15 protein-coding genes are annotated in these 20,847 nt (G+C 72.4%); 9 read left to right on the forward strand and 6 right to left on the reverse strand.

Going from position 1 to position 20,847, the window contains the following annotated elements; translation table 11 throughout:
• Positions 1 to 257 precede the first annotated feature (257 nt).
• The gene (locus ACFPIJ_RS56010; RefSeq protein ID WP_380127749.1) at positions 258 to 1,193 is read right to left on the reverse strand and encodes a hypothetical protein; all 936 of its coding nucleotides are present in this window, start codon (positions 1,191 to 1,193) and stop codon (positions 258 to 260) included.
• A 406-nt stretch (positions 1,194 to 1,599) separates the two neighbouring features.
• Between ACFPIJ_RS56010 and ACFPIJ_RS56015 the strand changes: the two genes are divergently transcribed.
• From ACFPIJ_RS56015 to ACFPIJ_RS56025, 3 genes are all read left to right on the forward strand, one after another.
• Positions 1,600 to 2,058 carry a MarR family winged helix-turn-helix transcriptional regulator gene (locus tag ACFPIJ_RS56015; RefSeq protein ID WP_380127750.1) on the forward strand — a complete coding sequence of 153 codons (459 nt, stop codon included), beginning with the start codon at positions 1,600 to 1,602 and terminating at the stop codon, positions 2,056 to 2,058.
• A 19-nt stretch (positions 2,059 to 2,077) separates the two neighbouring features.
• Positions 2,078 to 3,487: an MFS transporter gene (locus ACFPIJ_RS56020; protein WP_380127751.1), complete on the forward strand. Its 1,410-nt coding sequence runs from the start codon at positions 2,078 to 2,080 to the stop codon at positions 3,485 to 3,487.
• Positions 3,488 to 3,777: 290 nt separating this feature from the next.
• Positions 3,778 to 6,840 (forward strand): AfsR/SARP family transcriptional regulator, encoded by a 3,063-nt coding sequence (locus ACFPIJ_RS56025; RefSeq protein ID WP_380127752.1) that lies wholly within the window; start codon positions 3,778 to 3,780, stop codon positions 6,838 to 6,840.
• An 855-nt stretch (positions 6,841 to 7,695) separates the two neighbouring features.
• On the opposite strand, the gene ACFPIJ_RS56030 is transcribed toward ACFPIJ_RS56025, so the two are convergent.
• Positions 7,696 to 9,129, reverse strand: coding sequence for a phenylacetate--CoA ligase family protein (locus ACFPIJ_RS56030; RefSeq protein ID WP_380127753.1), 1,434 nt, complete (start codon positions 9,127 to 9,129; stop codon positions 7,696 to 7,698).
• A gap of 296 nt (positions 9,130 to 9,425) precedes the next feature.
• Here ACFPIJ_RS56030 and ACFPIJ_RS56035 point away from each other — a divergent pair, with 296 nt between their 5' ends.
• Both ACFPIJ_RS56035 and ACFPIJ_RS56040 read left to right on the forward strand, forming a co-directional pair.
• Positions 9,426 to 9,689 carry a Rossmann-fold NAD(P)-binding domain-containing protein gene (locus ACFPIJ_RS56035; protein WP_380127754.1) on the forward strand — a complete coding sequence of 88 codons (264 nt, stop codon included), beginning with the start codon at positions 9,426 to 9,428 and terminating at the stop codon, positions 9,687 to 9,689.
• Between the two features lie 135 nt (positions 9,690 to 9,824).
• On the forward strand, positions 9,825 to 11,033 hold the full coding sequence (locus ACFPIJ_RS56040; RefSeq protein ID WP_380127755.1) for an MFS transporter: 1,209 nt from the start codon (positions 9,825 to 9,827) through the stop codon (positions 11,031 to 11,033).
• A 22-nt stretch (positions 11,034 to 11,055) separates the two neighbouring features.
• Here ACFPIJ_RS56040 and ACFPIJ_RS56045 read toward each other — a convergent pair whose 3' ends face one another.
• The 3 genes from ACFPIJ_RS56045 to ACFPIJ_RS56055 all read right to left on the reverse strand — a co-directional run bounded on the left by ACFPIJ_RS56045 (position 11,056) and on the right by ACFPIJ_RS56055 (position 15,335).
• Entirely contained in the window at positions 11,056 to 13,455 is a 2,400-nt protein-coding gene (locus tag ACFPIJ_RS56045) for an acyltransferase family protein (RefSeq protein ID WP_380127756.1), read from the reverse strand.
• A 63-nt stretch (positions 13,456 to 13,518) separates the two neighbouring features.
• Entirely contained in the window at positions 13,519 to 14,142 is a 624-nt protein-coding gene (locus ACFPIJ_RS56050) for an isochorismatase family protein (RefSeq protein ID WP_380127757.1), read from the reverse strand.
• Positions 14,142 to 15,335: a CaiB/BaiF CoA transferase family protein gene (locus ACFPIJ_RS56055; RefSeq protein WP_380127758.1), complete on the reverse strand. Its 1,194-nt coding sequence runs from the start codon at positions 15,333 to 15,335 to the stop codon at positions 14,142 to 14,144. Before ACFPIJ_RS56055 ends, ACFPIJ_RS56050 begins: the two co-directional genes overlap by 1 nt.
• Before the next feature lie 57 nt (positions 15,336 to 15,392).
• Here ACFPIJ_RS56055 and ACFPIJ_RS56060 point away from each other — a divergent pair, with 57 nt between their 5' ends.
• The 4 genes from ACFPIJ_RS56060 (at position 15,393) to ACFPIJ_RS56075 (ending at position 19,912) form a co-directional block, all read left to right on the forward strand.
• On the forward strand, positions 15,393 to 16,295 hold the full coding sequence (locus ACFPIJ_RS56060) for a hydroxymethylglutaryl-CoA lyase (protein WP_380127759.1): 903 nt from the start codon (positions 15,393 to 15,395) through the stop codon (positions 16,293 to 16,295).
• 31 nt (positions 16,296 to 16,326) lie between these two features.
• The gene (locus ACFPIJ_RS56065; protein ID WP_380127760.1) at positions 16,327 to 17,808 is read left to right on the forward strand and encodes a class I adenylate-forming enzyme family protein; all 1,482 of its coding nucleotides are present in this window, start codon (positions 16,327 to 16,329) and stop codon (positions 17,806 to 17,808) included.
• Complete coding sequence (locus ACFPIJ_RS56070) at positions 17,805 to 18,641, forward strand: DUF4437 domain-containing protein (protein WP_380127761.1); 837 nt, start codon at positions 17,805 to 17,807, stop codon at positions 18,639 to 18,641. The genes ACFPIJ_RS56065 and ACFPIJ_RS56070 overlap by 4 nt, the downstream gene beginning before the upstream one ends.
• Positions 18,642 to 18,853: 212 nt before the next feature.
• Positions 18,854 to 19,912, forward strand: coding sequence for a hypothetical protein (locus tag ACFPIJ_RS56075; RefSeq protein WP_380127762.1), 1,059 nt, complete (start codon positions 18,854 to 18,856; stop codon positions 19,910 to 19,912).
• Between the two features lie 18 nt (positions 19,913 to 19,930).
• Here the strand turns inward: ACFPIJ_RS56075 and ACFPIJ_RS56080 are convergent, their stop codons facing one another.
• Positions 19,931 to 20,770, reverse strand: coding sequence for a helix-turn-helix domain-containing protein (locus ACFPIJ_RS56080; RefSeq protein ID WP_380127763.1), 840 nt, complete (start codon positions 20,768 to 20,770; stop codon positions 19,931 to 19,933).
• Positions 20,771 to 20,847: the final 77 nt, after the last annotated feature.

Raw genomic sequence — 20,847 nt, forward strand, 5'->3', positions numbered from 1 at the left:
GGGTGCTGGCCGTGATCAAGGTCCTACGGACCTGAGTGCGCCACTTCAGGTCCCGGTACCGCAGTTGGGTGGCGCCGCTCGTGCAGCGCGACGACAGTCGATCCGCCGTTCGTGGCCGGCCCGTGTGCGCGGGGAACAGGAGCGCGGCAGCGGCTGCGACGGCCGGTCGAGGCCGGTGGCCGGCCTCGACCGGCTCACGCCGTACACGGCCCTGCCGCGCGGGTCGTCCAGGGGTTGAGCGGCAATGACCGTGGTTGTCAACGGGTCAGCCGTTGCCACCAGTTAGTGATTCCGTCGGTATGGTGGTTGAGCCACCAAATCCAAGGAAGCTGCTGCGACAGCTCATGGACAGCCGGCATCGGCAGCCCATCCAGCACGCTCCGCAACTCTTGCGGCACGTCCTCCTCGGTGAGATTGAGCCAGGCGATCACACCACCGAGCCGGATCTCCAGCAGCGAAGCAGGATCCGACCAGATCGCCCGCGACCACGCCAGCGCCTCTGGAACCCGGTCCAGCTCCCTGAGATGTTGCGCGATGCAGAGGACAAAAATCATGCGCACCGCCGCGTCGGTCTCGGCCGCAAGCCGTCGCCGCAGCATTCCGATCAGGTCCTGATCGAGCGGCAAGGCGGTGACCAACACATACGCCGCGAGGCCCCGGACCTGCGGATCGTCGTCGTCCATCATCGCGACCAGAAGGTCGGTGTCGCGCCCGACCATCAACCTTGCGGCTCCAACAGCCCAGTTCTCGAAATAGCCAAAGGAGTCGTAGCCCGGCATCGGTTGCATCGTCCACAGCATCGACGGGCGCATCTCCATCTGCAGCGTGAACTCCCGCGCCAAGTCCCCGACAAGTTGCAGCACATCAGCACGCGACCGAGACGTCGTATCCGCCGCGATCCGGAGCAACATCGGCACGACGAAGGCACCCGACGCACCCGTGTTGCCATCACCGCACACCATCCATCTGAGACGGGCCAGCGCCTCATCCAGATCAGCGGGGCCGCTCCCACGCACGCCCTCGATGGCATCACGAACCTCGGACGGCAGCAGCCCGTTGTCATGCAACGTCTCCCACACCTGGTCATCCGCGTCCAACGAACCGGCCGGGACACCCGCCACGAGCGTCCGCACATCGAACTGGGTCAGCCACGGCAGGTCCCGCTCGTCAGGCGCCCAATCGCCCTGCGCCACCCGTCACTCCTTCGCCGGCCATGAACAGCGAGATGCCCATCGCGGGCTGGCGTCGACCCCAGATCCGCAGCCCCAGCGGACCGTTGGGACCACTGTGCCAGATCGTCATCGAGCTTCCCTGGGGAAGATCGAGCGGGTCATGGCACGGTGCCAGCGTCCAGCTGCGCCCGCTGGTACTGATGCCGGTGTGCGTCGCGGGGTGAAGACCAGGACGCTGACGGACCGCGTCGACTCGTTTTCGACGGTCAAGCCCGGAGTGCAGATGCGCGGTGACCACGGCCGAGAACGACAAGGTGCGAACGCCCGAACGGTTCCGGCCAGCCTCCCGCGTTGAGTGCGGGACTCGGGTTCGAGTCCCGGCCAGGAGATACATAAAGCATTCATATAAAGATGCTATGCTTCAGGCATGAGCCGTCAAGACCCCACTCGCGGCGCTTCCACAGCGATCGGGTCAGCCCTCTACGAGCTGGCTACCAGGGCCGTGAGGCGTCTTCCACGCGACCTGAGCCTCACATCCGCTGCCACCCTGGCCACCCTGGACAGGACCGGCCCACAACGAATCACCAATCTGGCCGTGATCGCGGGTGTCACCCAGCCCGCGATGACCGTCCTGGTTCGGGTGATGGAGGAATCCGGGCTGGTCGAGCGCAGAGGCGACGCGTCCGATAAGCGGGTCACGCTGGTGTGTCTGACCGAGGCCGGCGCGTCCTACGTTCAGACGCGGCGCCGGGCGGGCGTCCACGCGTTTGAGCAGTTGATCGACAAACTCACTGACGACGAGGTCGAGGCCCTGGTGGCAGCCCTTCCAGCGCTGCGGCATCTGGAAGCGCTCGACAGCCAGGATCGAGAAGGGCCGAAGCAGTGAAAGGGACCGGGACCAACCGATGAGCACCACCCCGGAGCACCCCGAGGCGCGACTGCTGGTCCCCTCCCTGATGTTCATCGCCCTGGTCGTGGCGGCGGTCGCCAGCCTCGGGACGCCGCTCATCACGAGCGTGGCGACCACGTTCCACGTCTCGCTCGACAGCGCGCAGTGGACGCTGACCATCGCGCTGCTGAGCGGCGCCGTCGCTACGCCCGTCCTCGGCCGGCTCGGAGCCGGCCCACACCGACGAGCCACGATTCTCGCCACGCTGGCGGTCGTCGTCGCCGGCAGTGCGCTCACCGTGCTACCACTGCCGTTCGCGTGGCTGCTTGCGGGTAGGGCGGCCCAAGGCGTCGGGCTCGGTCTGACGGCGCTGATGATGGGCGTGGCCCGTGACCATCTTCCCGAGGGACGCAGCGCTGCCACGATCGCGCTGATCTCGGTGGTCTCGATCATCGGGGCCGGCGTCGGTTACCCGCTCGCCGGACTGCTCGCCGAGTTCGGCGGGGTGCGGGCCGCCTATGGCCTCGGTCTGTTGGTCACCGCTATCGCTTTCCTGGCCGCGTGGCGCTCCATGCCGGTGGCTCCCGGAGGCCGCTCCGCTCACGTGGACATAGCGGGCGCGCTCGTCCTGGCGGGTGGACTGTTCCTCGTCCTGTTCCTCGCAAGCGAGAGGAGTCTATGGGGCCATCACCTCGCCGTAGCGGTGGTCCTCGCCACCGTTGCCGTGCTCCTGCTCTGCATCTGGACCGCCTCCGAGCTGCGCAGTAAGACGCCCCTGGTCGATGTCCGGGCGGTGCGGCACCCGATCGTCGCCGGGGCAAATGTCGCCATGTTCGTCGGCGGGATCGGCATGTACGTCCTCCTCACGCTCATCACCCGCTACGCGCAGACGCCGCACAGCGCCGGCTACGGCTTCGGGCTGACCACGTTCGTCGCCGGGCTGGTCCTTGTCCCGTTCTCTGTGCTGGGGTTCGTCGCCGGCAAGCTCACACCCCGGGTTCGCGAACGAATCGACGCCCCCTTGCTCCTAGCCGGCAGTGCCGTCGTCGTCGGTGGCGGGTTCGTCCTCTTCGCGGCGGCCCGGTCGAACCTGGCCGAACTGTTCGTAGCAATGGGCGTGCTGGGCTTCGGTGTCGGCAGCTTCTCCGCCGCCATGCCCGGCGTCATCCTGGCCGTCACCCCCAAGAGCGAGACGTCGAGCGCCATGAGCTTCAACTATGTCGTCCGTAGCGTCGGGTACTCCCTGGGCAGCGCCATAGGCGGCCTGGTCCTGGCCGCCGGCACCGACACCGGCCATCTCTTCCCGAACGACGGCGCCTACACCACGGCAGCGCTGGTCGGCATTGCCGCGATGGCGATCACGACTGTGACCAGCCTCGCTCTCGCCCGCCAACGCTCGGCGGTCTCTACCGGAAGCTCCCGATGAATGCAACTACGACTGGTTCGTCCGCCAGCGCGGCTGAACACCCGAGCAGTTCCAGCACTGGCAGGTCGACACGGTAGCCGCCGCCCTGCTGACCCCCGCCCGCCTGAGCCCGTGTCCTCGCCGGCTCCCGGCACCTCACGCACCGGCAGGGCGGCGCAACGGCCGAGCGGGTGACCCGTGCCCGTCGCCGGCTCCGTGTACGCCTCGGCGCTGCCGGACGCCTCCGATGGTGTCGAGTTTCCGGCATGATGGCCGTAGATAGGCCTTTCTACCGCGGCAGAGGTCGGTGCGTGAGTCACTTCCAGTTCCGGATCCTCGGGCCCGTCGAGATCCGGCGCGACGGGGCGACGGTGGCGCTCGGCCCGCCGAAGCAGCGCATGCTGCTGCTGGTGCTGCTGCTGCACGCCAATCAGGTGCTGTCGCTGGACCGGATCACCGACCTGCTGTGGCAGGAAGACCCGCCGCTGTCCGCGCAGGCCAACGTCCGCACCTACTGTGTGCGGCTGCGTCGGGTCCTCGCCGATCCGGACCATGCCGGCGGGACCCGGCTCGTCACCCGCCGCCCGGGGTTCCTCGTCGAGGTCCACGACGGGGAGCTCGACCTGCACACGTTCGACCGGGAGTTCGGTGCCGGCCGGATGCTGCAGCAGCAGGGGGCGGTCGACGCCGCGGCCGAGCGGCTCAGCGCGGCGCTCGCGCACTGGCGAGGTCCGGCGGCTGCGGGTGTACGGCGCGACGCCGCCCTCAGCGGCCTGCTCGACACCCTCGACGAGCAGCGGGGCGACGCGGTCGAGGCGCTCGCCGCGGCCCGCCTGGCACAGGGACGCCACGCCGAGGTCGTCGCCGAGCTGCGGCGGGAGGTCGTGACCCACCCGCTACGGGAGCGGCTGTGGGAGCTGCTGATGATCGCGCAGTACCGCAGCGGCGACGCCGCCGGTGCACTGTCGACGTTTCAGCGGGCCCGGGCGGTCCTTGCCGAACGGATCGGCATCGAACCAGCCGCCGAGCTGACCCGGCTGCACGGCGCGATCCTCAACCGGGACGAGACGCTGCTGGCCGCGACGCCGACCGCGGCGGGTCCGGTGCTCGTGCCGCCCCGTGAGCTGCCGCTGGACAATCCGGCGTTCGTCGAGCGTACCGCCGAACTCGACGCGATGCGCACGACGCTGCAGACGCCCGGCGGGCCTGCCGTGGTGGTCGTGCACGGACCCGGCGGGATAGGCAAGTCCACGTTCGCGGTGCGGGCGGCGCATCAGGTCTCGGCCCGGTTCCCGGACGGGCAGCTCTACGCGGACCTGCACGGCGCCGCCGCGATGCCGCCCGCCGAACCCGCCGCGGTGCTGGGCCGGTTCCTGCGCGCGCTGGGCGTGCCGGAGGTGCAGGTGCCGTCGGACCCGGAGGAGGCGGCCGGCCGGTTCCGGTCCCTGACGGCGGCCCGGCGGCTGCTGGTCGTGCTCGACAACGCCGCCGACGAGGCCCAGGTGCGGCCGTTGCTGCCGGCCGGCCCCGGGTGCGCCGCGATCGTGACCAGCCGGCGCATGCTGGTCACCCTGGAGTCCTCGCACAGCATGGCGCTCGGTGCGCTGTCCACGCAGGGCGCGCTGGCGCTGCTCGGCCGGCTGTGCGGCGCCGAGCGGGTGGCCGCGGCCGGTGCGCGCGCCGTCGAGCTGGTCCGGCAGTGCGAGCACCTGCCCCTCGCGGTGCGCATCGCCGCCGCCCGGCTGGCCGGCCGCCCCGACCGGCCCCTGGCGGCGCTCGCCGACGAGCTGCGCGAGGAGCGGCACCGGCTCAACGGGCTGCGTGCCGGCGAGCTCGCGGTCCGCACCTGCTTCCAGGTCAGCTACCAGGGGCTCGGCGATCCGACCGCGGCGCGGCTGTTCCGGCTGCTCGCCCTGGTCCGGACCCCGACGTTCGAACCGGCCGTCGCGGCGGCGCTGCTGGACGTGTGCACCGCCGAGGCAGAGCCGGCCCTGGACCGGCTGGCCGAGGCGCACCTGCTGAGCCGCACCGGCGGGGACCGGTTCGCTATGCACGACCTGCTGCGGTGCTTCGCCGCCGAGCTCGCCGACGCCATGGAGTCCACAGTGGACCGTCGGGCTGCGGTGGCCCGTGCCCTGTCGTTCTACCTCGGCACCGTGCAGCAGGCCGTCGACGTACTGCGCCCCAACCAACGGCGGGAGGAGGTCCCGCAGCTCGTGGGCGTGCCGGCGAGGGTGGCCGTCACCACCCCGGCGGAAGCCCTGCACTGGCTGGACAGCGAGTGGCCCTGCCTGCTCGCGGTGGCCCGGCACGTCGCCGACGGCGAGCCCGAACACGCGCGGTTCGTGCTCGGACTGTCCGCGGCGACCATCCAGTACCTGCCGATGCGCGGACGCTGGGACGACATCGCCACCCTCGGCACGCTGAGCCGGCGGGTCGCGGCGGCGCTCGGGGACTGGCGGGCCGAGTCCACGGCGCGGACCATGCTGGCCATCGTGTGCCGCGAACGGGGCGAGTACGCCGCAGCCCTCGACCACCTGCACGACGTCCTCGCCGCCCGGCGGGCCGCGCAGGACGAGCGCGGGATCGCCGCCACTCTCTCGCACCTCGGCCTCACCCACGCCCGGCGGGGGGACCCGGTCGCGGCGCTGCGATGCTTCGAGGAGAGCGCAGCGCGGTACGGCTCGGCCGGGCGGCGTCCCGCGGTCGGGATCACCCGGTATGAGGCCGGGGAGGTCCTGCTCCAGCTCGGCGACTACGAGCGGGCGCTCGGATACCTGCTGGAGAGCCTGCAGATCCGCCGCGCGGAACGGGACCTGGTCGGCGAGGGCATCACCCTGACCGGGCTCGGCAAGGCCTACGTGCGACTGGGCCGCCCCGCCCAGGGCGCCCGCCTGCTCACCCTGGGGCTGCGACGCTGCCAGGAGACCGGCGCCCAGGACAGCGTGTGGCAGGCGCTGCTGTGGCGGGCCGAGGCCTACCGGCGGCTGGACCGGCTGGACGCGGCCGTCGCGGACCTGACCGCGGCGCTCGCCGTCTGCCGCGACGCCGGCCTGCGGGTCGGTGAGGCGTACGTGCTGCGCCTGCTGGCAGCGGTGTGGCACGACTGCGGCCAGGACCAGCGGGCCGAGGCGTGCCGGCGCCGGGCAGCGGTCGTGCCGGACCGGGCACCGCGGCCGGCCGGTCCGGTCGCGCCGGACGACGACTGGCCGCCGGTCAGGACAGGCGCACCGGCCCGCGAACCTCGGCGGGCCGCGCCGGCGCAACGGACGCAGCCGGTCCAGCGGCCGGAGCCGGCGCAACCGCCGGAGCCGGCGCAACGGACGGAGCCGGTGGCCCGAGCCAGCGGGCCCGGCGGTCAGCCGGCCGGTTGACGGGGTTGCCGAGGATCTCCGCCATGCGGCGTTCCGGGCCGAGGCGCCGCAGCAGCAGGTACCCGAGGAACGCTCCCGGTCCGAAGAACACCTGCGCCGGGATGAGCGACGGCCGGTGCCCGGTGACCGCCTCGATGACCAGCGGGGACAGCGCCGGCGCCAGCGCGCCGAAGGCGGCGACGACGACGAGCGCCACCCGCAGGCCGGTCCGGCCGTACGCCTTGTACGCGGTGACGCCGAACAGCGCGTACGCCAGCAGGTCACCCATCCCGATCACCGCGCCGAGGTCGCCGACGCGCAGCCCGGCCGACGGCGCGAACGGGTAGCCCTGGATCGCCGCCGCGAGCTTCTGGGTGATGGGGATCGCGGTCGCGAAGGTCAGGTCGTAGACCGCGAGGCCGAGCGTGAACCATGCCGCGTGCCGCAGCCGCAGGCCGCCCTGCGCGGAGAGGTTGGCCGCTGAGACCGCGATCAGCAGCACGACCACGCTGTTCACGGCGGTGAACCAGAGCGGTGCCGCGCCGGCCCGCCACGCCGCCCACGCCGCGAGGTCCGCGCCCAGCAGGCCGAGGATCAGGCCCCGCCGCAGCCAGCGGTGTGTCACGACCCGTTCGTACCCGACCGACAGCCCACCGGCGAAGACCAGCCCGAGCACCGTCGGCAGGCCCCAGCCGGGCAACGCGAGATACGCGAACGGCAGTACCACGACGAACCCCATCATCACGAACACGTCGCCGGTTCCGAAGACCCCGACGGCCGGCCTGGCCGCCCGGACCCACCGGAAGTAGGCGGCGGCGGCCAGCGGCGCGGCCAGCGCGAAGCAGAACGTGACCAGGACCAGAAACGCCGTCCGGCTCATACGAACTCCCCCACGACGGTCGGGACGGGCCTGGTGAAGGTCTGCTCCAGCAGGTCGCAGCGCAGCGGCCGCAGCCGCCGGGCGTCTTCCTGCCCCATCGGGACCACCACGACCTCCGCGTCGATGCCGCGGCCGGCGAAACGTCCCGCGATCTCGCCGGTCGACAGGCCGCCTGTGTGGTCGTCCGGCACGGTGACCCGCACCCGCCCGCCCGCCTCCTCGGCGGCGAACCGCACCGGCCAGCGGTCCCCCGGGAGCGCGTCCATCACCTCCACCACGTCGCGGGGGGTGACCGGCCCGGATGCGGTGGTCAGCAGGTCGCGGGCCTTGCCGAGGATGTGCGACATCCCGGGGGTGGCCGCCAGTTCGCACGGCGGCTCGTCGGCGGCGGGGGCGCGCACCAGGTCGCGGGTGTCGTAGCGCAGCACCGGCATGCATTCGCGGTACGGGTGGTACGGGGTGACCACGAGGGTGCCGAGCCGGCCCGGTTCGGCCGGGGCGCCGGTCGCGAGGTCGATCGTCTCGGCGTACCCCATGTTCGGGTCGGGATGCAGGTGCCGGTGCGTGCAGAACCGCCCACCGACCGGCAGGACCTCGGTGGCGCCATACGCGTCGTTGATCCGCGCGCCGAACGTGGCCTCGGCTGCCGCGACGAGCGCCGCCGACAGCACCTCGCCGCCGGCGTTGACGGTGTGCAACGCGAAGTCGTCCGGGCCCAGGCCACGCCTGCGGGCGGCGGTGACGAGCGTGCCGAGGTAGCTCGGGTACGTGTTGAGCACCGTCGCGGATTCGCACAGCCGGTCCAGGGCCTCGTCCGGCGGCACCAGCCCCACGACGCTGCAGCCGGCGCCCACCAGGCCGCACAGCTCGACGTCCTCCTGGATCGCCGCGGTCGCCCGGGAGCTGATGCTGAGCTGGACGTGGTCGTCGGGGGTGAGCTCCCCGCGCAGCACGAGCGACAGCGCGATGAGCGCCGGCCAGAGCGTGATCTCCTGCCGGGACAGCCACACCTCGACCGGGGTGCCGGTGCTGCCGGTGCTGCGGGTCGACAGGTAGGGGCGGCCGCACAGCAGGTCCCGCTGCCTGGACACCAGCTCGGCCCGGGTCATCACCGGCAGCCGGAGCAGCGTCTCGGGGGTGAGCCCGGCCGGGTCGACACCCGCGGCGGCGAACCGGTCCCGGTAGTACGGTGCGCCGGCGGTGAGGTGCCGCGCGGTGCGTTGCAGTGCCCTGGTCTGCAGCTCGCGGCGCATCGTGGGGTCGGCGTAGGGTCCGTCGACCAGTTGGCCGACATCGTCGCCGGGTGTGCCGAACTCCTCCAGCGTCGCCAGGGCGTCCCGGACCAGTCCTTGCACCACCGGGACGGAGAAGGGACGGCCGAGCACGGTGGAGAACGCCACCCGCATCTGCCGGACCGCGGTCGTGAACATCCGGCCTCCACCGGTCGACGGGCACCGGCGCGGGGCGGCACGACGCCGCCCCGGGCCGGCTTCGGGTCAGGACGAGCTGCAGGTCGCGAAGAAGACGCCGGCCATGGCGCCGATGACGTACCTGGTGTGCTTCACCGTGCAGACGAACCGGGACATCGGTCCTCCCTCATCAATTGGGAATGATCAATGAGACTAAACACCTGCCGTACACGAAACGGATATGGCGCATACACGCCACCCGGCTCCGGCCGTTTCGTTCCCGTGCGGGCCGGCCAGGTGGGATGTCCAGGACGTCCATGGCCGAACAGGCTGCCGTGTTCAGCCACGAACTCGGCCGTCCGGTGGAGTACGTGGACCTCTCAGTCGAGCGGTGGCGGCAACTGCTGTCCCAGGTTGACGGCGTGTCCGCGTACCTGATCGAACACCTCTCGCGGGTGGCTGAGACACACCAGTTGGGTGAGCAGGACATGGTCACCGATGTCGTCGAGACGATCGGCGGCGCACCACCGACGTCGCTGGCGACGTTCATCCACGAGAATCGGGCCCTGTTCGAGCGGTAGGACCGCGTCTCGGGACGACTGGTCCTCGCGGCCGCCCTAGGACAGCAGCGCCAGCAGCCCGCAGTTGCCGGGTTCCGGGTCGTGCGCGGCCGGCTGGCAGGCGAGCCGCTGAGCGTTGCCGTAGGCTCCGAGCGGATGACGTACCGGGAACTGCTGCGCACACCGGGCGCCGCCGCCTTCTTCGTGCCGACCGCCGCGGGCCGGGTCGGGATCGCGATGACCAGCCTCAGCATCGTCTGGCTGGTCCGGTCCGCCACCGGCTCCTACGCCACCGCCGGCGTCGTCACCGGCGCGTTCGCGGTCGCCGACGCCCTCGTCGGGCCGCAGGTCGGGCGCCTGATCGACCGGTTCGGCCAGCGCCGGGTGCTGCTGCCGGCCGCCCTCGTGCACGCCCTCGCCGTCGCCGCACTCGTGCTCAGCGCCGGCTACGGCGCGCCGGGCTGGGTCCTCGCCGCCGCGGGTGCGCTGGTCGGCGCGAGCCTGCCGCAGCTGAGCGCGGCGGCGCTGGCCCGCTGGTCGGCGCTGCTGGACGGGGAGCGCAAACCGGCGCTGCCGACCGCGTATGCCCTCGAGTCGCTGAGCAACAGCGTCGCGTACCTCGTCGGCCCGGCCCTGGTCAGCACCATCGCCGCGGCCGGCCGGCCGGTGCTCGGCACGCTGAGCGCCGCCGCGCTGGTGGTCGCCGGCGGGTCGATCCTGGCGCTGCAGCGACGCACCGAACCCCCGGTCCTCGCGCCGGACGGCGGGCGCGCGCATCACCGCCGCGCGCTGCTGCGGCCCGGGTTCGTGGTGCTGGTAGGGGTCAACACGACGATCGGCGGGTTCTTCGGCACGATGTCGATCGCGGTGACGGCGTTCGCCCTGGAGCGCGGCACGCCGGGGTTGGCGGCGGTGCTGTTCGCCGCGTCCAACGGCGCCGGGCTGCTCGCTGTCCTGGTGTACGGCCTGCGCCGCTGGCACGCGGAACCCCGCATCCAACTCGCCGTGGCGGCCGTCGCGCTGGGGCTCGGCAGCCTGCCGCTGCTCGCCCGCGGCTCCCCCGCCGTGGTCCTCGCGGGGGTCGTGGCCGGGGTGCTGCTGACCGCGGTCGCCGTGCCGGTCGTGCTGGTCCTCGGCTCGACGCTGGCCGACGCCGTGGTCGATCGCGGGGTGCTCACGGAGGCGTTCGCGTGGCTCGGCTCGGCGAGCGCGGCCGGCGGGGCGGTGGCGGCGATGGTCGCGGGCCTGGCGGTCGACGGGACGGGCGCGCGGGGCGGGCTGCTGGTGGCGGTTGCCGCGGCGGGCGGTGTGACGGCGCTCGCCCTGGCCGGCCTGCACGCCCTGCGCCCCGTCGACCGCGACTGACCCCGCCCGCCGTCACGGTGACCTATGGGGCAAGGGGGTCGTCGTCGGGCACCGACCGGTGTCGGTGCGAACGGGTGGACGGCTGCGGCACGGGACCGGTGCCGTCCGGTGCGGGGACCTCACGGCCCGGGACGGGACCGGCGTGGCGCGGCTCCGGAACGGCGTGCCGGGGCCCCGGGACGGCGTGGCGCGACTCCTGCAACGCGTGGGTCGGCGCCGGGGCGACGTAGATCGGATCGGCGGCGACATGGATCGGGTCGGGGACGGCGTGGCGCGACTCCTGCAACGCGTGGGTCGGCGCCGGGGCGACGTAGATCGGATCGGCGGCGACATGGATCGGGTCGGGGACGGCGTGGCGTGGCTCTGGCACGGCGTGGTGCCGGCCGGGGACGGAGTGGCGCGGGGACCGCGTGGCGTAGTGCTGTGCGGCGACCTCATGGCGCGGGTCGGGCACGGCGTAGTGCCGCGCGGGCCCCGAGTTGCGATGCTCCGGGACGGCGTAGTGCGGGTCCGGCACGGCATGACGCCGCGCGGACGCGTGGCGTGGCTCCCGCGCGGCCCGGTCCAGGTCGGGCAGCGCGTAGTCCAGGTCCGGCACCGCGGGAATCGGGTCCGGCACCACGGGAGTCCGGTCCGGCACGACATGGTCCTGGTCCGGCACGGCATGGTGCCGCGCGGGTACACCTTGGCGCGGCTCCGGGACGGCGTGGCGCTCGACCGGTGCGTGCCGAGGCTCAGGCACCACATAGCCGAACTCTGGCCCGGCGTGATCCAGGTCCGGCACCGCATAACCCAGATCCAGCAGCGCGTAATCCGGCTCCGGGACCGCGTGACGCTGAACCGGCGCGTGCCGAGGCTCAGGCACCACATGACCCAGATCCGGCAGCGCGTAATCCGGCTCCGGGACCGCGTGACGCTGAACCGGCGCGTGCCGAGGCTCAGGCACCACATGACCCAGATCCGGCAGCGCGTAATCCGGCTCCGGGACGGCGAAGTCCAGGTCCGGCGCCGCGTAGTCCAGGTCCTGTAGTGCGTAGTCCGGGTCCGGCACCACGGGAATCGGGTCCGGCACCACGGGAATCGGGTCCGGCACGGCCGGGTCCAGGTCCGGCACCGCGGGAGTCGGGGGCGGCACGGGGTGGCGTTGCGCGGGAACGTCCCGGCGCGGTTTCGGGGTGGTGGGTGCGCGGCGGGGTGCCGGCACCGTGACGTGCGGGGCCGGCGCGGCGTGGCCCGGGTCCGTGGCGTCGTTGTCCAGTGCGGACATCGACAGCAGGACCTGGCGGGGCATCGGCACCGACGCGACGACGCGAGGTGCCGGCGCCGACGTCAGCATGAACCGGTGCTTGCCGCGCCCCACCTCGGCGGGGACCGGTTTGCGGCGCATCAGGCGCAGCGCGGGCAGTTCCACCCCGTGGTAGACCACCATCGCGGCGATCAGGCTGAACCACAGCACCGACGCCGTCCCCACGAGGGCCTGGGCGGGGCCGGCCTGGTGCGGCAGGAGCCCGTAGCGGTCGAAGGCGACGATGACCAGGAAGTGCACGAGGTAGAAGGCGAAGGACAGTTCCCCCAGGTACACCGTCAACGGGCGGGACCACACGGTGCGCCGGCCGCGCAGGTCGGCCTGGGCGGCGGCGGCGACGATCAGGGTCACCGGGATGAGCGTGACGGCGTGCTCGTTGAGGGGGGACGGCGCGAACAGTCCCGCCACCATCGCCGGCGGCAGCAGCGCGAGGGACCAGCGCAGGCCGGGGCCGCGCCACGAGCCGGTGCGCACCAGCAGGGCCACGGCGATGCCGAGCGTGAATTCGGCCATGCGGACCGGCGGCAGGATGTATCCGGCGTAGGTGGCGGTGTCGTGTGATGCCGGGACGAGGTTCATGCCGACCGCGGCGACGCACTCGATCATCATGACCGCGATCGCCCACAGCCCGGACGGGCCGAGGCGGCGCATCACGGCCAGCAGCAGCGGGAAGCAGAGGTAGAAGAACGCCTCGCAGGACAGGGACCAGCTGACCGGGTTGAGCGCGGCGTAGACGTCGCGGCGCGGCCACCAGCTCTGGGTCAGCGTGAGGTGGGTGGCCAGTTGCAGCGGGCCGGCGCCGCCGATGAGAAACGCGGCGACGACGGTGGTGACCAGGGTCGCCGGGTACACCTTGCTGAAGCGACGCCACCAGAACGTGCCGGCCCGCTCGCCCGGCCGCGAGGACCAGGCCAGCACGAAGCCGGACAGCACGAAGAAGAACGAGACGCCGAGCCCGCCGCCGTGGGTGAACGCGGCCCAGACCACGGACTTGACGGGTTTCGGCGCGACGAGCTGCTGGTTGTAGTACTGCTCCAGGAGGTGCTGGCCGAAGACGATGAGGGCGGCAGCCCAGCGCAGTCCGGTGAGCGACGGTAGCCGGCTGTTAGGGTCCACCCCCGTTGTCTAACGAACCCGGCGGGCGCGCACGGGCGCTCCGGGAGCACCTCACATCGACTCTCACTCCATGTGCTGGCGGGCGGAGTCCAGCGACACGACGTCGGCGTACTTGGCGTCCAGGTCGAACAGGTTCGACGTGTGCGGGCCGGGGGCCCGGTCGGCGCAGGCCTCCCGCACCACCATGGGGCGGAACCCGGCCTGCAGCGCGTCGACGGCGCTGGCCCGCACGCAGCCGGACGTGGAGTACCCGCCGATGACGACGGTGTCGACCCGGCCGGCGGTCAGCCACGCGGCGAGGGCCGTCCCGGCGAACGCGCTCGCGTAGTGCTTGCGGATCATGAGTTCCCCGGGCACCGGCGTCAGCTGCGGCGGGAGCGCGGCGAGCGGCGAGCCGTCGGCGAAGACCCGCAGCCCAGGGACCTTCGTGGCGAACAGCGGTGCCTCGGCACACGTCTCGTCGGCGAACCCGACGGCCGTGAACGCGACTGGATGCCCGGCGGCCCTGGCGGCACCGAGCAACGAAGCCATCGCGGTAAGGGCGGCGGCCGCGGTGTCGCAGTACAGCGGCGAGTCCGGCACGAGGTACGCCATGACGGGGTCGACCAGCAGCAGCGCGGGGCTCGATCCCCAGCCGAGCCGCCGGGAGAAGCCGGCATTGAGGTAGTCGTCCCCTAAGAAAGACATCAGACCACGCCGTCCGCGCGGAGCTTCTCGAGCTCGTCGGTGGACAGGCCGAGCAGTCCGCCGTACACCTCGGTGTTGTGCTGCCCGAGCGCGGGTCCGGCCCAGCGGATCTCGCCCGGGGTCTCCGACAGGCGCGGTGCCGGGGCCTGCATGGGCAGGGCGCCGAAGTCGGGGTGCGGGACGTCCACAATGGACTTCCGGGCGACGAAGTGCGGGTCGTCGAGCATGTCGGCGGGGCGGTAGATCTTGCCGGCCGGCACCCCGGCGGCGTGCAGCAGCGCGAGGATCTCCTCGGCCGGCAGCGTCGAGGTCCAGGCCGCGATGAGGTCGTCGAGCTCCTGCTGGTGCGCGCCACGGGCGCCGTGCGTCGCGTAGCGCGGGTCGTCGGCCAGACCGGGCCGGCCCATCACCTCGCACAGGCGGGCGAAGACGGTGTCGCGGTTGCCGGCGATGAGGATGTCGATCCCGTCGGCGGTGGGGTACGCGTTGCTGGGCGCGACGTTGGGCAGGATCGCGCCGGTGCGTTCCCGCTGGTACCCGGCGACCACCCACTCCGGCAGCAGCGACTCCATGTAGGTGAGCACGGCCTCGTAGATGGCGGAGTCGACGACCTGGCCGCGGCCCGTCCTCGTGCGGGCGTGCACGGCCATCACGGCGCCGTAGGCGGCCATGGTGCCGGCGAGGGCGTCGCCGAGGGAGACCCCGACCCGGCTGGACGGGCGGTCGGGCTCGCCGGTGACGTGCCGGATGCCGCCCATCGCCTCGCCGATCGAGCCGAACCCGGCCCGCGGGGCGTAGGGGCCGGTCTGCCCGTAGCCGGTGACGCGGACAAGAACGAGCCGCGGGTTGATGGCGGACAGCTCCGCGTATCCGAGTCCCCAGCGCTCCAGGGTGCCGGGCCGGAAGTTCTCCACCAGGACGTCCGACGACGCGACGAGGCGCCGCACCAGGTCCTGCCCGGCCGGGGTGCGCAGGTTGCAGGTCACCGACTTCTTGTTCCGCGCGACGACCGGCCACCACAGCGACTGCCCGTGCGGCTTCTCCCGGCCCCATTCCCGCATCGGGTCGCCCTTGCCGGGGTCTTCGAGTTTGATGACCTCGGCGCCGAAGTCGCCGAGCAGCTGTCCGGCGAACGGACCGGCGAGCAGCGTCCCGGTCTCCAGGACACGGATGTCAGACAGCGGACCAACCATGGTTCGGGAGTGTACGGTTTGGAAACGATGTTTCGCTAGAGGAACCGGAGGTCGGCGATGACCGGTGTGGAGATCGTCGAGGTCGGCCCGCGCGACGGCCTGCAGAACGAGAAGGTCCTGCTGCCGACCGAGGTCAAGGTCGACTACATCACGCGCGCCCTGGACGCCGGCATCCGCCGGATGGAGGCGACCGCGTTCGTGCACCCCGGCCGGGTGCCGCAGATGGCCGACGCGGAGGCGGTGATGGCCGCGGCGCCCCGCCGCGACGGCGTCACCTACATCGGCCTGGTGCTCAACCGGCGCGGCCTGGACCGGGCGCTGAACGCCGGGGTCGACGAGGTCAACGTGGTCGTGGTCGCCTCCGACGAGTTCTCCCGGCGCAACCAGGGCACCAGCACCGAGGAGGCCCTGGACGTCTGGCACGAGATCGCCGAGGCCGCCGCAGCGGCCGGGAAGCAGGCGTCGCTGACCATCGCCGCCGCGTTCGGCTGCCCGTTCACCGGCGAGGTCCCGGTGAGCCGGGTCCAGGCCATCGCCGGGAACGCCCTGCGCAGCCGTCCCCGCGAGATCGCGATCGCGGACACGATCGGCGTCGGCGTGCCGACCCAGGTCCGCGCGCTCGTCGCGGCGCTGCGCGAGCTGGACGCGGACGTGCCGCTGCGGGCGCATTTCCACAACACCCGCAACACCGGCTACGCCAACGCCGTCGCCGCCCTCGAGGCGGGGGTGCGGACCCTGGACGCCAGCATCGGCGGAATCGGCGGCTGCCCGTTCGCCCCGGAGGCGACCGGCAACATCGCGACCGAGGATCTCACGTACCTCCTCCAGCGCATGGGCGTGCCCACCGGCCTGGACCTGCCCACCCTCGCCGGCACCGGGACCTGGATCGGCGAGCGGCTCGGCATCGCCACGCCCGCCCTGCTGGGCCGCACCGCGACATTTCCACCGGCCACCCGTTGATTCAGAATGGAAACGGTGTTTCCATTACGCCGTGACTGGCGCTCAGCTGAACATCGCCAACGGCGTGCGGGAGTTCGCCCGCGCCACCCCCGGCACGATCGCCGTGATCGACGGCGACCGCCGGCTCACCTACGCGGCCCTGGACGAGCGCGCGAGCCGCCTGGCCAACGCGCTGCTCGCCGCCGGCCTGCGACCCGGCGACCCGGTCGCGGTGCTGGCCGGCAACCGCCTGGAATACTGCGAGATCGCCGCCGGTCTGGCCAAGGCGGGGCTGCCGATGGTGCCGCTGAACCCGCGGCAGACCGCGGCGGACACCGCGTACATCGCCGGGCACTCGGGCGCGCGGGCGCTGATCCTGGACCCGCTGCTGGAGGACCGGGCCGTGGACGTCGGCTTCGCCGTCCGGCTCGGCCCGGACTACGAGGCGCTGCTCGCCGGGGCGGCCGCGAGCGACCCGCGGATCCCGGTAGGGGAAGACGAGCCGTTCTGCATCGCGTACACCTCCGGCACGACAGGCGCACCCAAGGGCGTGCTCATCAGTCACCGCTCACGATGCCTGACCTTCTACTGCACCGCCCTGGAGTGGGGCCTCGGGCCGGGCCGGCGCACCGTCGCGGTCGCGCCGATGTATCACGGCGCCGGGTTCGCGTTCGCCTACGCGGCGGTGTTCACCGGCGGGACCGTGTCGATGCTGCGCGCCTGGGATCCCGGCCGGCTGCTGACGATGGTGGGCCGCGACCGGCTGCAGTCGGTGTTCCTGGTCCCGACGCACGCCGTCGGGCTGCGCGAGCTCGGGCTGGCCGGGCACGACCTGAGCAGCCTCGACACGCTCTACTTCAACGCCGCCGCGCTGCCCGTCGCGCTCAAGGAATGGGTCCTCGAGGCGTTCCCCGGTGTCGGCGTGCACGAGTTGTACGGCTCCACGGAGGCCGGCGTGATCAGCAACCTGCGGCCCGCCGACGCCCGCCGCAAGGCCGGCTCCGTGGGCCACCCCTGGTTCATGACCGAGATCCGGGTCGTCGACGACGACGGCGTGCCCGTGCCGCCCGGCACCCCCGGGGAGCTGTTCAGCCGGTCGCCGTTCCTGATGAACGGCTACCTCGCCAACCCGGCGGCGACCGCCGAGTGCGTGACCGACGACGGGTTCCTGACCAGCGGCGACGTGGTCGTGGTCGACGACGAGGGGTACATCACCATCGTCGACCGCAAGAAGGACCTGATCATCACCGGCGGCGTGAACGTCTACCCCCGCGACGTCGAAGAGGCCCTGGCCGCCCACCCGGCGGTGGTGGAGGCCGCGGTTGTCGGGCTCGCGGACGACCGCTGGGGCGAGAAGGTCGTCGCATACGTCGTGGTGCGGCCGGGCGTCCCCTGGGACCCCGACGCGCTGCGTGAGCACCTGCGGGCCCGACTCGCCGGGCACAAGGTGCCGAAGGAGATCCGACCGATCGCGGCACTCCCCCGCAACGCGGCTGGCAAAGTGCTGAAACGAGAGCTGAGGAGCACGGGTTGAGGGCGCACGTCGAACTGATCCACGAGAACGACTACATCTGGCACGAGGCCGAACTGCCGTTCGGCGAGGGCAAGGCCCTCGAACGGCGCCTGTCCACCGACGAGGAGGACGGCTCGTCGTCGCTGTCCCTGACGTTCCCCGCCGACTGGGGACGGGGCCCCGGCGTGGCCCACGCCGACACCGAGTTCTACGTGGTGTCCGGTTCGCTGGTGTACGGCGGCACCGAGGTCGGACCCGGCGGCTACCTCCAGGTCCCCAAGGGCGTCCCGATGGACTGGATCAAGATCCGGGAAGGCAGCCACGTCCTGCACTGGCGCGAGTACGGCGACGCCGGCTTCGACCCCGACGGCCCGCGCCGCTTCGAGGGTTCACCCTCGCTGATCGACCCGTCGAAGATGGAGTGGGTCGCGGCGCCGACCGTCGGCCCGCTCACCCCGCTCTACATCAAGCTGCTGCACCGCGACCCGAAGACCGGCTTCTACACCCGGCTGATCCGGGCCCCGAAGGGCTGGAGCGACCACCGCCTCGCCCACCACCCGTGCTACGAGGAGTTCTACACCCTCAGCGGGAAGATGGCGTACAACTTCGGCGACATCGACGAGGGCACCTACTGCTTCCGTCCCGCCGGCGTGAAACACGGCCACTTCATCGCCGAGACCGAGATCGACTGGATCATCCGCTCCGACGGCGAGCTGGTGAACTGGTACACCACCGACGAGTGGGTCAAGTGGGGCGGCACCGCCGAGAACTACCACACCCACGAGGCCCCGGTCATCTCCACGCTGCCGGTCCGCTCCCGCTCCCGCGGCGCCTGGTCCGGCGACGGCATGTGACGCCCCCATCGATCTGGCCGCGCCCCTTGGACGCGGCCAGATCGTGCCATCATGTGGCGCCCTCCGTCGTCCAGCAGCAGGACTGGTCCGACCGCGACCGCGACCGCTGCCGCATCTGCAACGAACCGGTCCCGTCGTCCTGATCCCGGCCCGCCCGACCGCCGCGCAGCACCCCTCGTCGTGATCAAAGGCCCGTGCATATGATCACCGCCATGGGGTCGCCGGCGAACTTCGTGACCATCCGCGATGGCAAGGTCACGGTCGCCTACAGCAGGAACGGCGCGCTGGAGATCCTCGAAATCAGCGTGTTCGGCCCGGAGTTCGTCACCCGGTTCCTCGACGCGTGGCAGCGGCTCGGCCCGACGGACGAGTTCGACGACGACGCCGAGGGCGGCCTGCTGGTCGACTTCGACCGCCGGGTGCTGATGATGTTCAGCGCCCACCGCGGCACGCACCTGCGCGCGGCATACCTGGACGCGGTGACGCGCACCTGGCCGGGCTGGCAGGTTCGCTGGGCCTACGACGGCATCGCCGACCTGATGGACCACGCCGGGGCGGACAGCTCGCACCTGCGCGGCAAGCCCGCCGAGCCGGCGGCCCTCTACTGGCGCGAGCGCACCGAACAGTTGCCGCCGCACTTGCGCGATCGCATCGAACAGATGCCGCCGCGCTACGTCGTCACCATCGGCGACACGCAGGCGTACGGCCTGGGCTGGAACGCTGTTGCGCCGTGGCGGGTCGGCCCCGGGCTGATCGAGCAACTGGACCCCGCCGACCGGATCACCACCGCCGAGACCATGCCCGAGGCGGGCATGCACCTCGATCCGAGCACGCGCACCGCCGGCGTGTGGAGCGCGGTGCAGCCCCTGCACGGCCTGGCCGGGTACTGGCCACGGCTGTGGCCGGGCTGGACGCTGCTGCTCTGGGACGACCGCAGCGGCGAGCAGCTGCAGCGGTGCGCCGGTTCGGTGACCTTCCCGGCCGCCGAACCGCTGGGGCGGGCACGGCTGGCCGAGAGCGTCATGATGACCTGGTCGTTCTTCGTCGCCGAGGATTTCCGCCGCAACTGCCGGAGGGCGTACATCTTCCGCAAACTGGTCGAAGCGGCCCGCGAGAACGGCTGGTTCCGGGCGCGCGAGCAGACGCGCATCACCCGCCAGGAACTGTCCACGGCGTTGGAGACGATCACCGGCAGCCCGTGGCCCGCTCCTCGATGGCCACACTTCAAGGAGCCGCGCCGCAGCGGCATCAGTCGATTGCTGCGTCGGTGACGAGTCGCCGGTGCTGCGCTAGCCGGCGTAGACGGCCCGGGCGAGCAGGTGCAGGGCGGCGGCCGACGGTGAGCCGGGCTCGGCGGTGAACGTCAGCAGCAGCTGGTCCGACGCGTCCGGGCGGAGCACCTCCTGGTGCAGCGTCATCCGGCCGACGACGGGATGCTGGAACTCGCGGACCGCCGGCTCGCACTCGTCGACGGCGTGATCGGCCCACAGCGTCGCGAACCGGGAGCTGCGCACGCACAGGTCGCCGACCAGCTCGGCGAGCTTCGGGTCGTCGGCGTGCCGGGCGGCGAGCATCCGCAGGTACGCCACGGACTCGCGGGTCTTCTCGGGCCAGTGCACGTACAGCTCCCGCATGTGCGCGTCCAGGAAGAGCATGCGCACCTTGTTCGGCCGGTGATCACCAGCGACCGCGCCGTAGTCGACGTGCCCGGCCAGGAACGCGTGCCCGAGCCGGTTCCAGGCCAGGAAGTCGCCGAACCGGCCGAGGACGACCGCCGGCACCTCCGTCATCGCGTCGAGCAGGCGGCGCACCCCCGGGCGGGCCGCCTCGACCGGCGGTGCGGGCGGTGCGGCCGGCGCCGGGCCGCGGGCGAGGGCGAACAGGTGCTGGCGTTCCCGGTCGCTCAGCCGCAACGCCCGGGCCAGGGCGGCGAGCACCTCGTCGGACGCGTTGGCGCTCTGGCCCTGCTCGAGGCGGATGTAGTACGACACGCTCACCCCGGCGAGCTGTGCCAGCTCCTCGCGGCGCAGCCCGGCCACGCGGCGGCGCTCCCCGTAGGAGACGAGACCGACCTCGTCCGGCCGCAGACCGGCACGGCGCGACTGCAGGAACCCCCCGAGTCCTTCCATCGTCCCAGTATCCCGATGATCGGGGTCGACAGCCTGCCCCTGCCAGTGGTACCAACGTCACAGGGCTGTCTGCCCGG

The sequence above is a fragment of the Dactylosporangium cerinum genome (assembly GCF_042653625.1).
In the GTDB taxonomy this organism is placed as follows: Bacteria; Actinomycetota; Actinomycetes; order Mycobacteriales; family Micromonosporaceae; genus Dactylosporangium; species Dactylosporangium cerinum.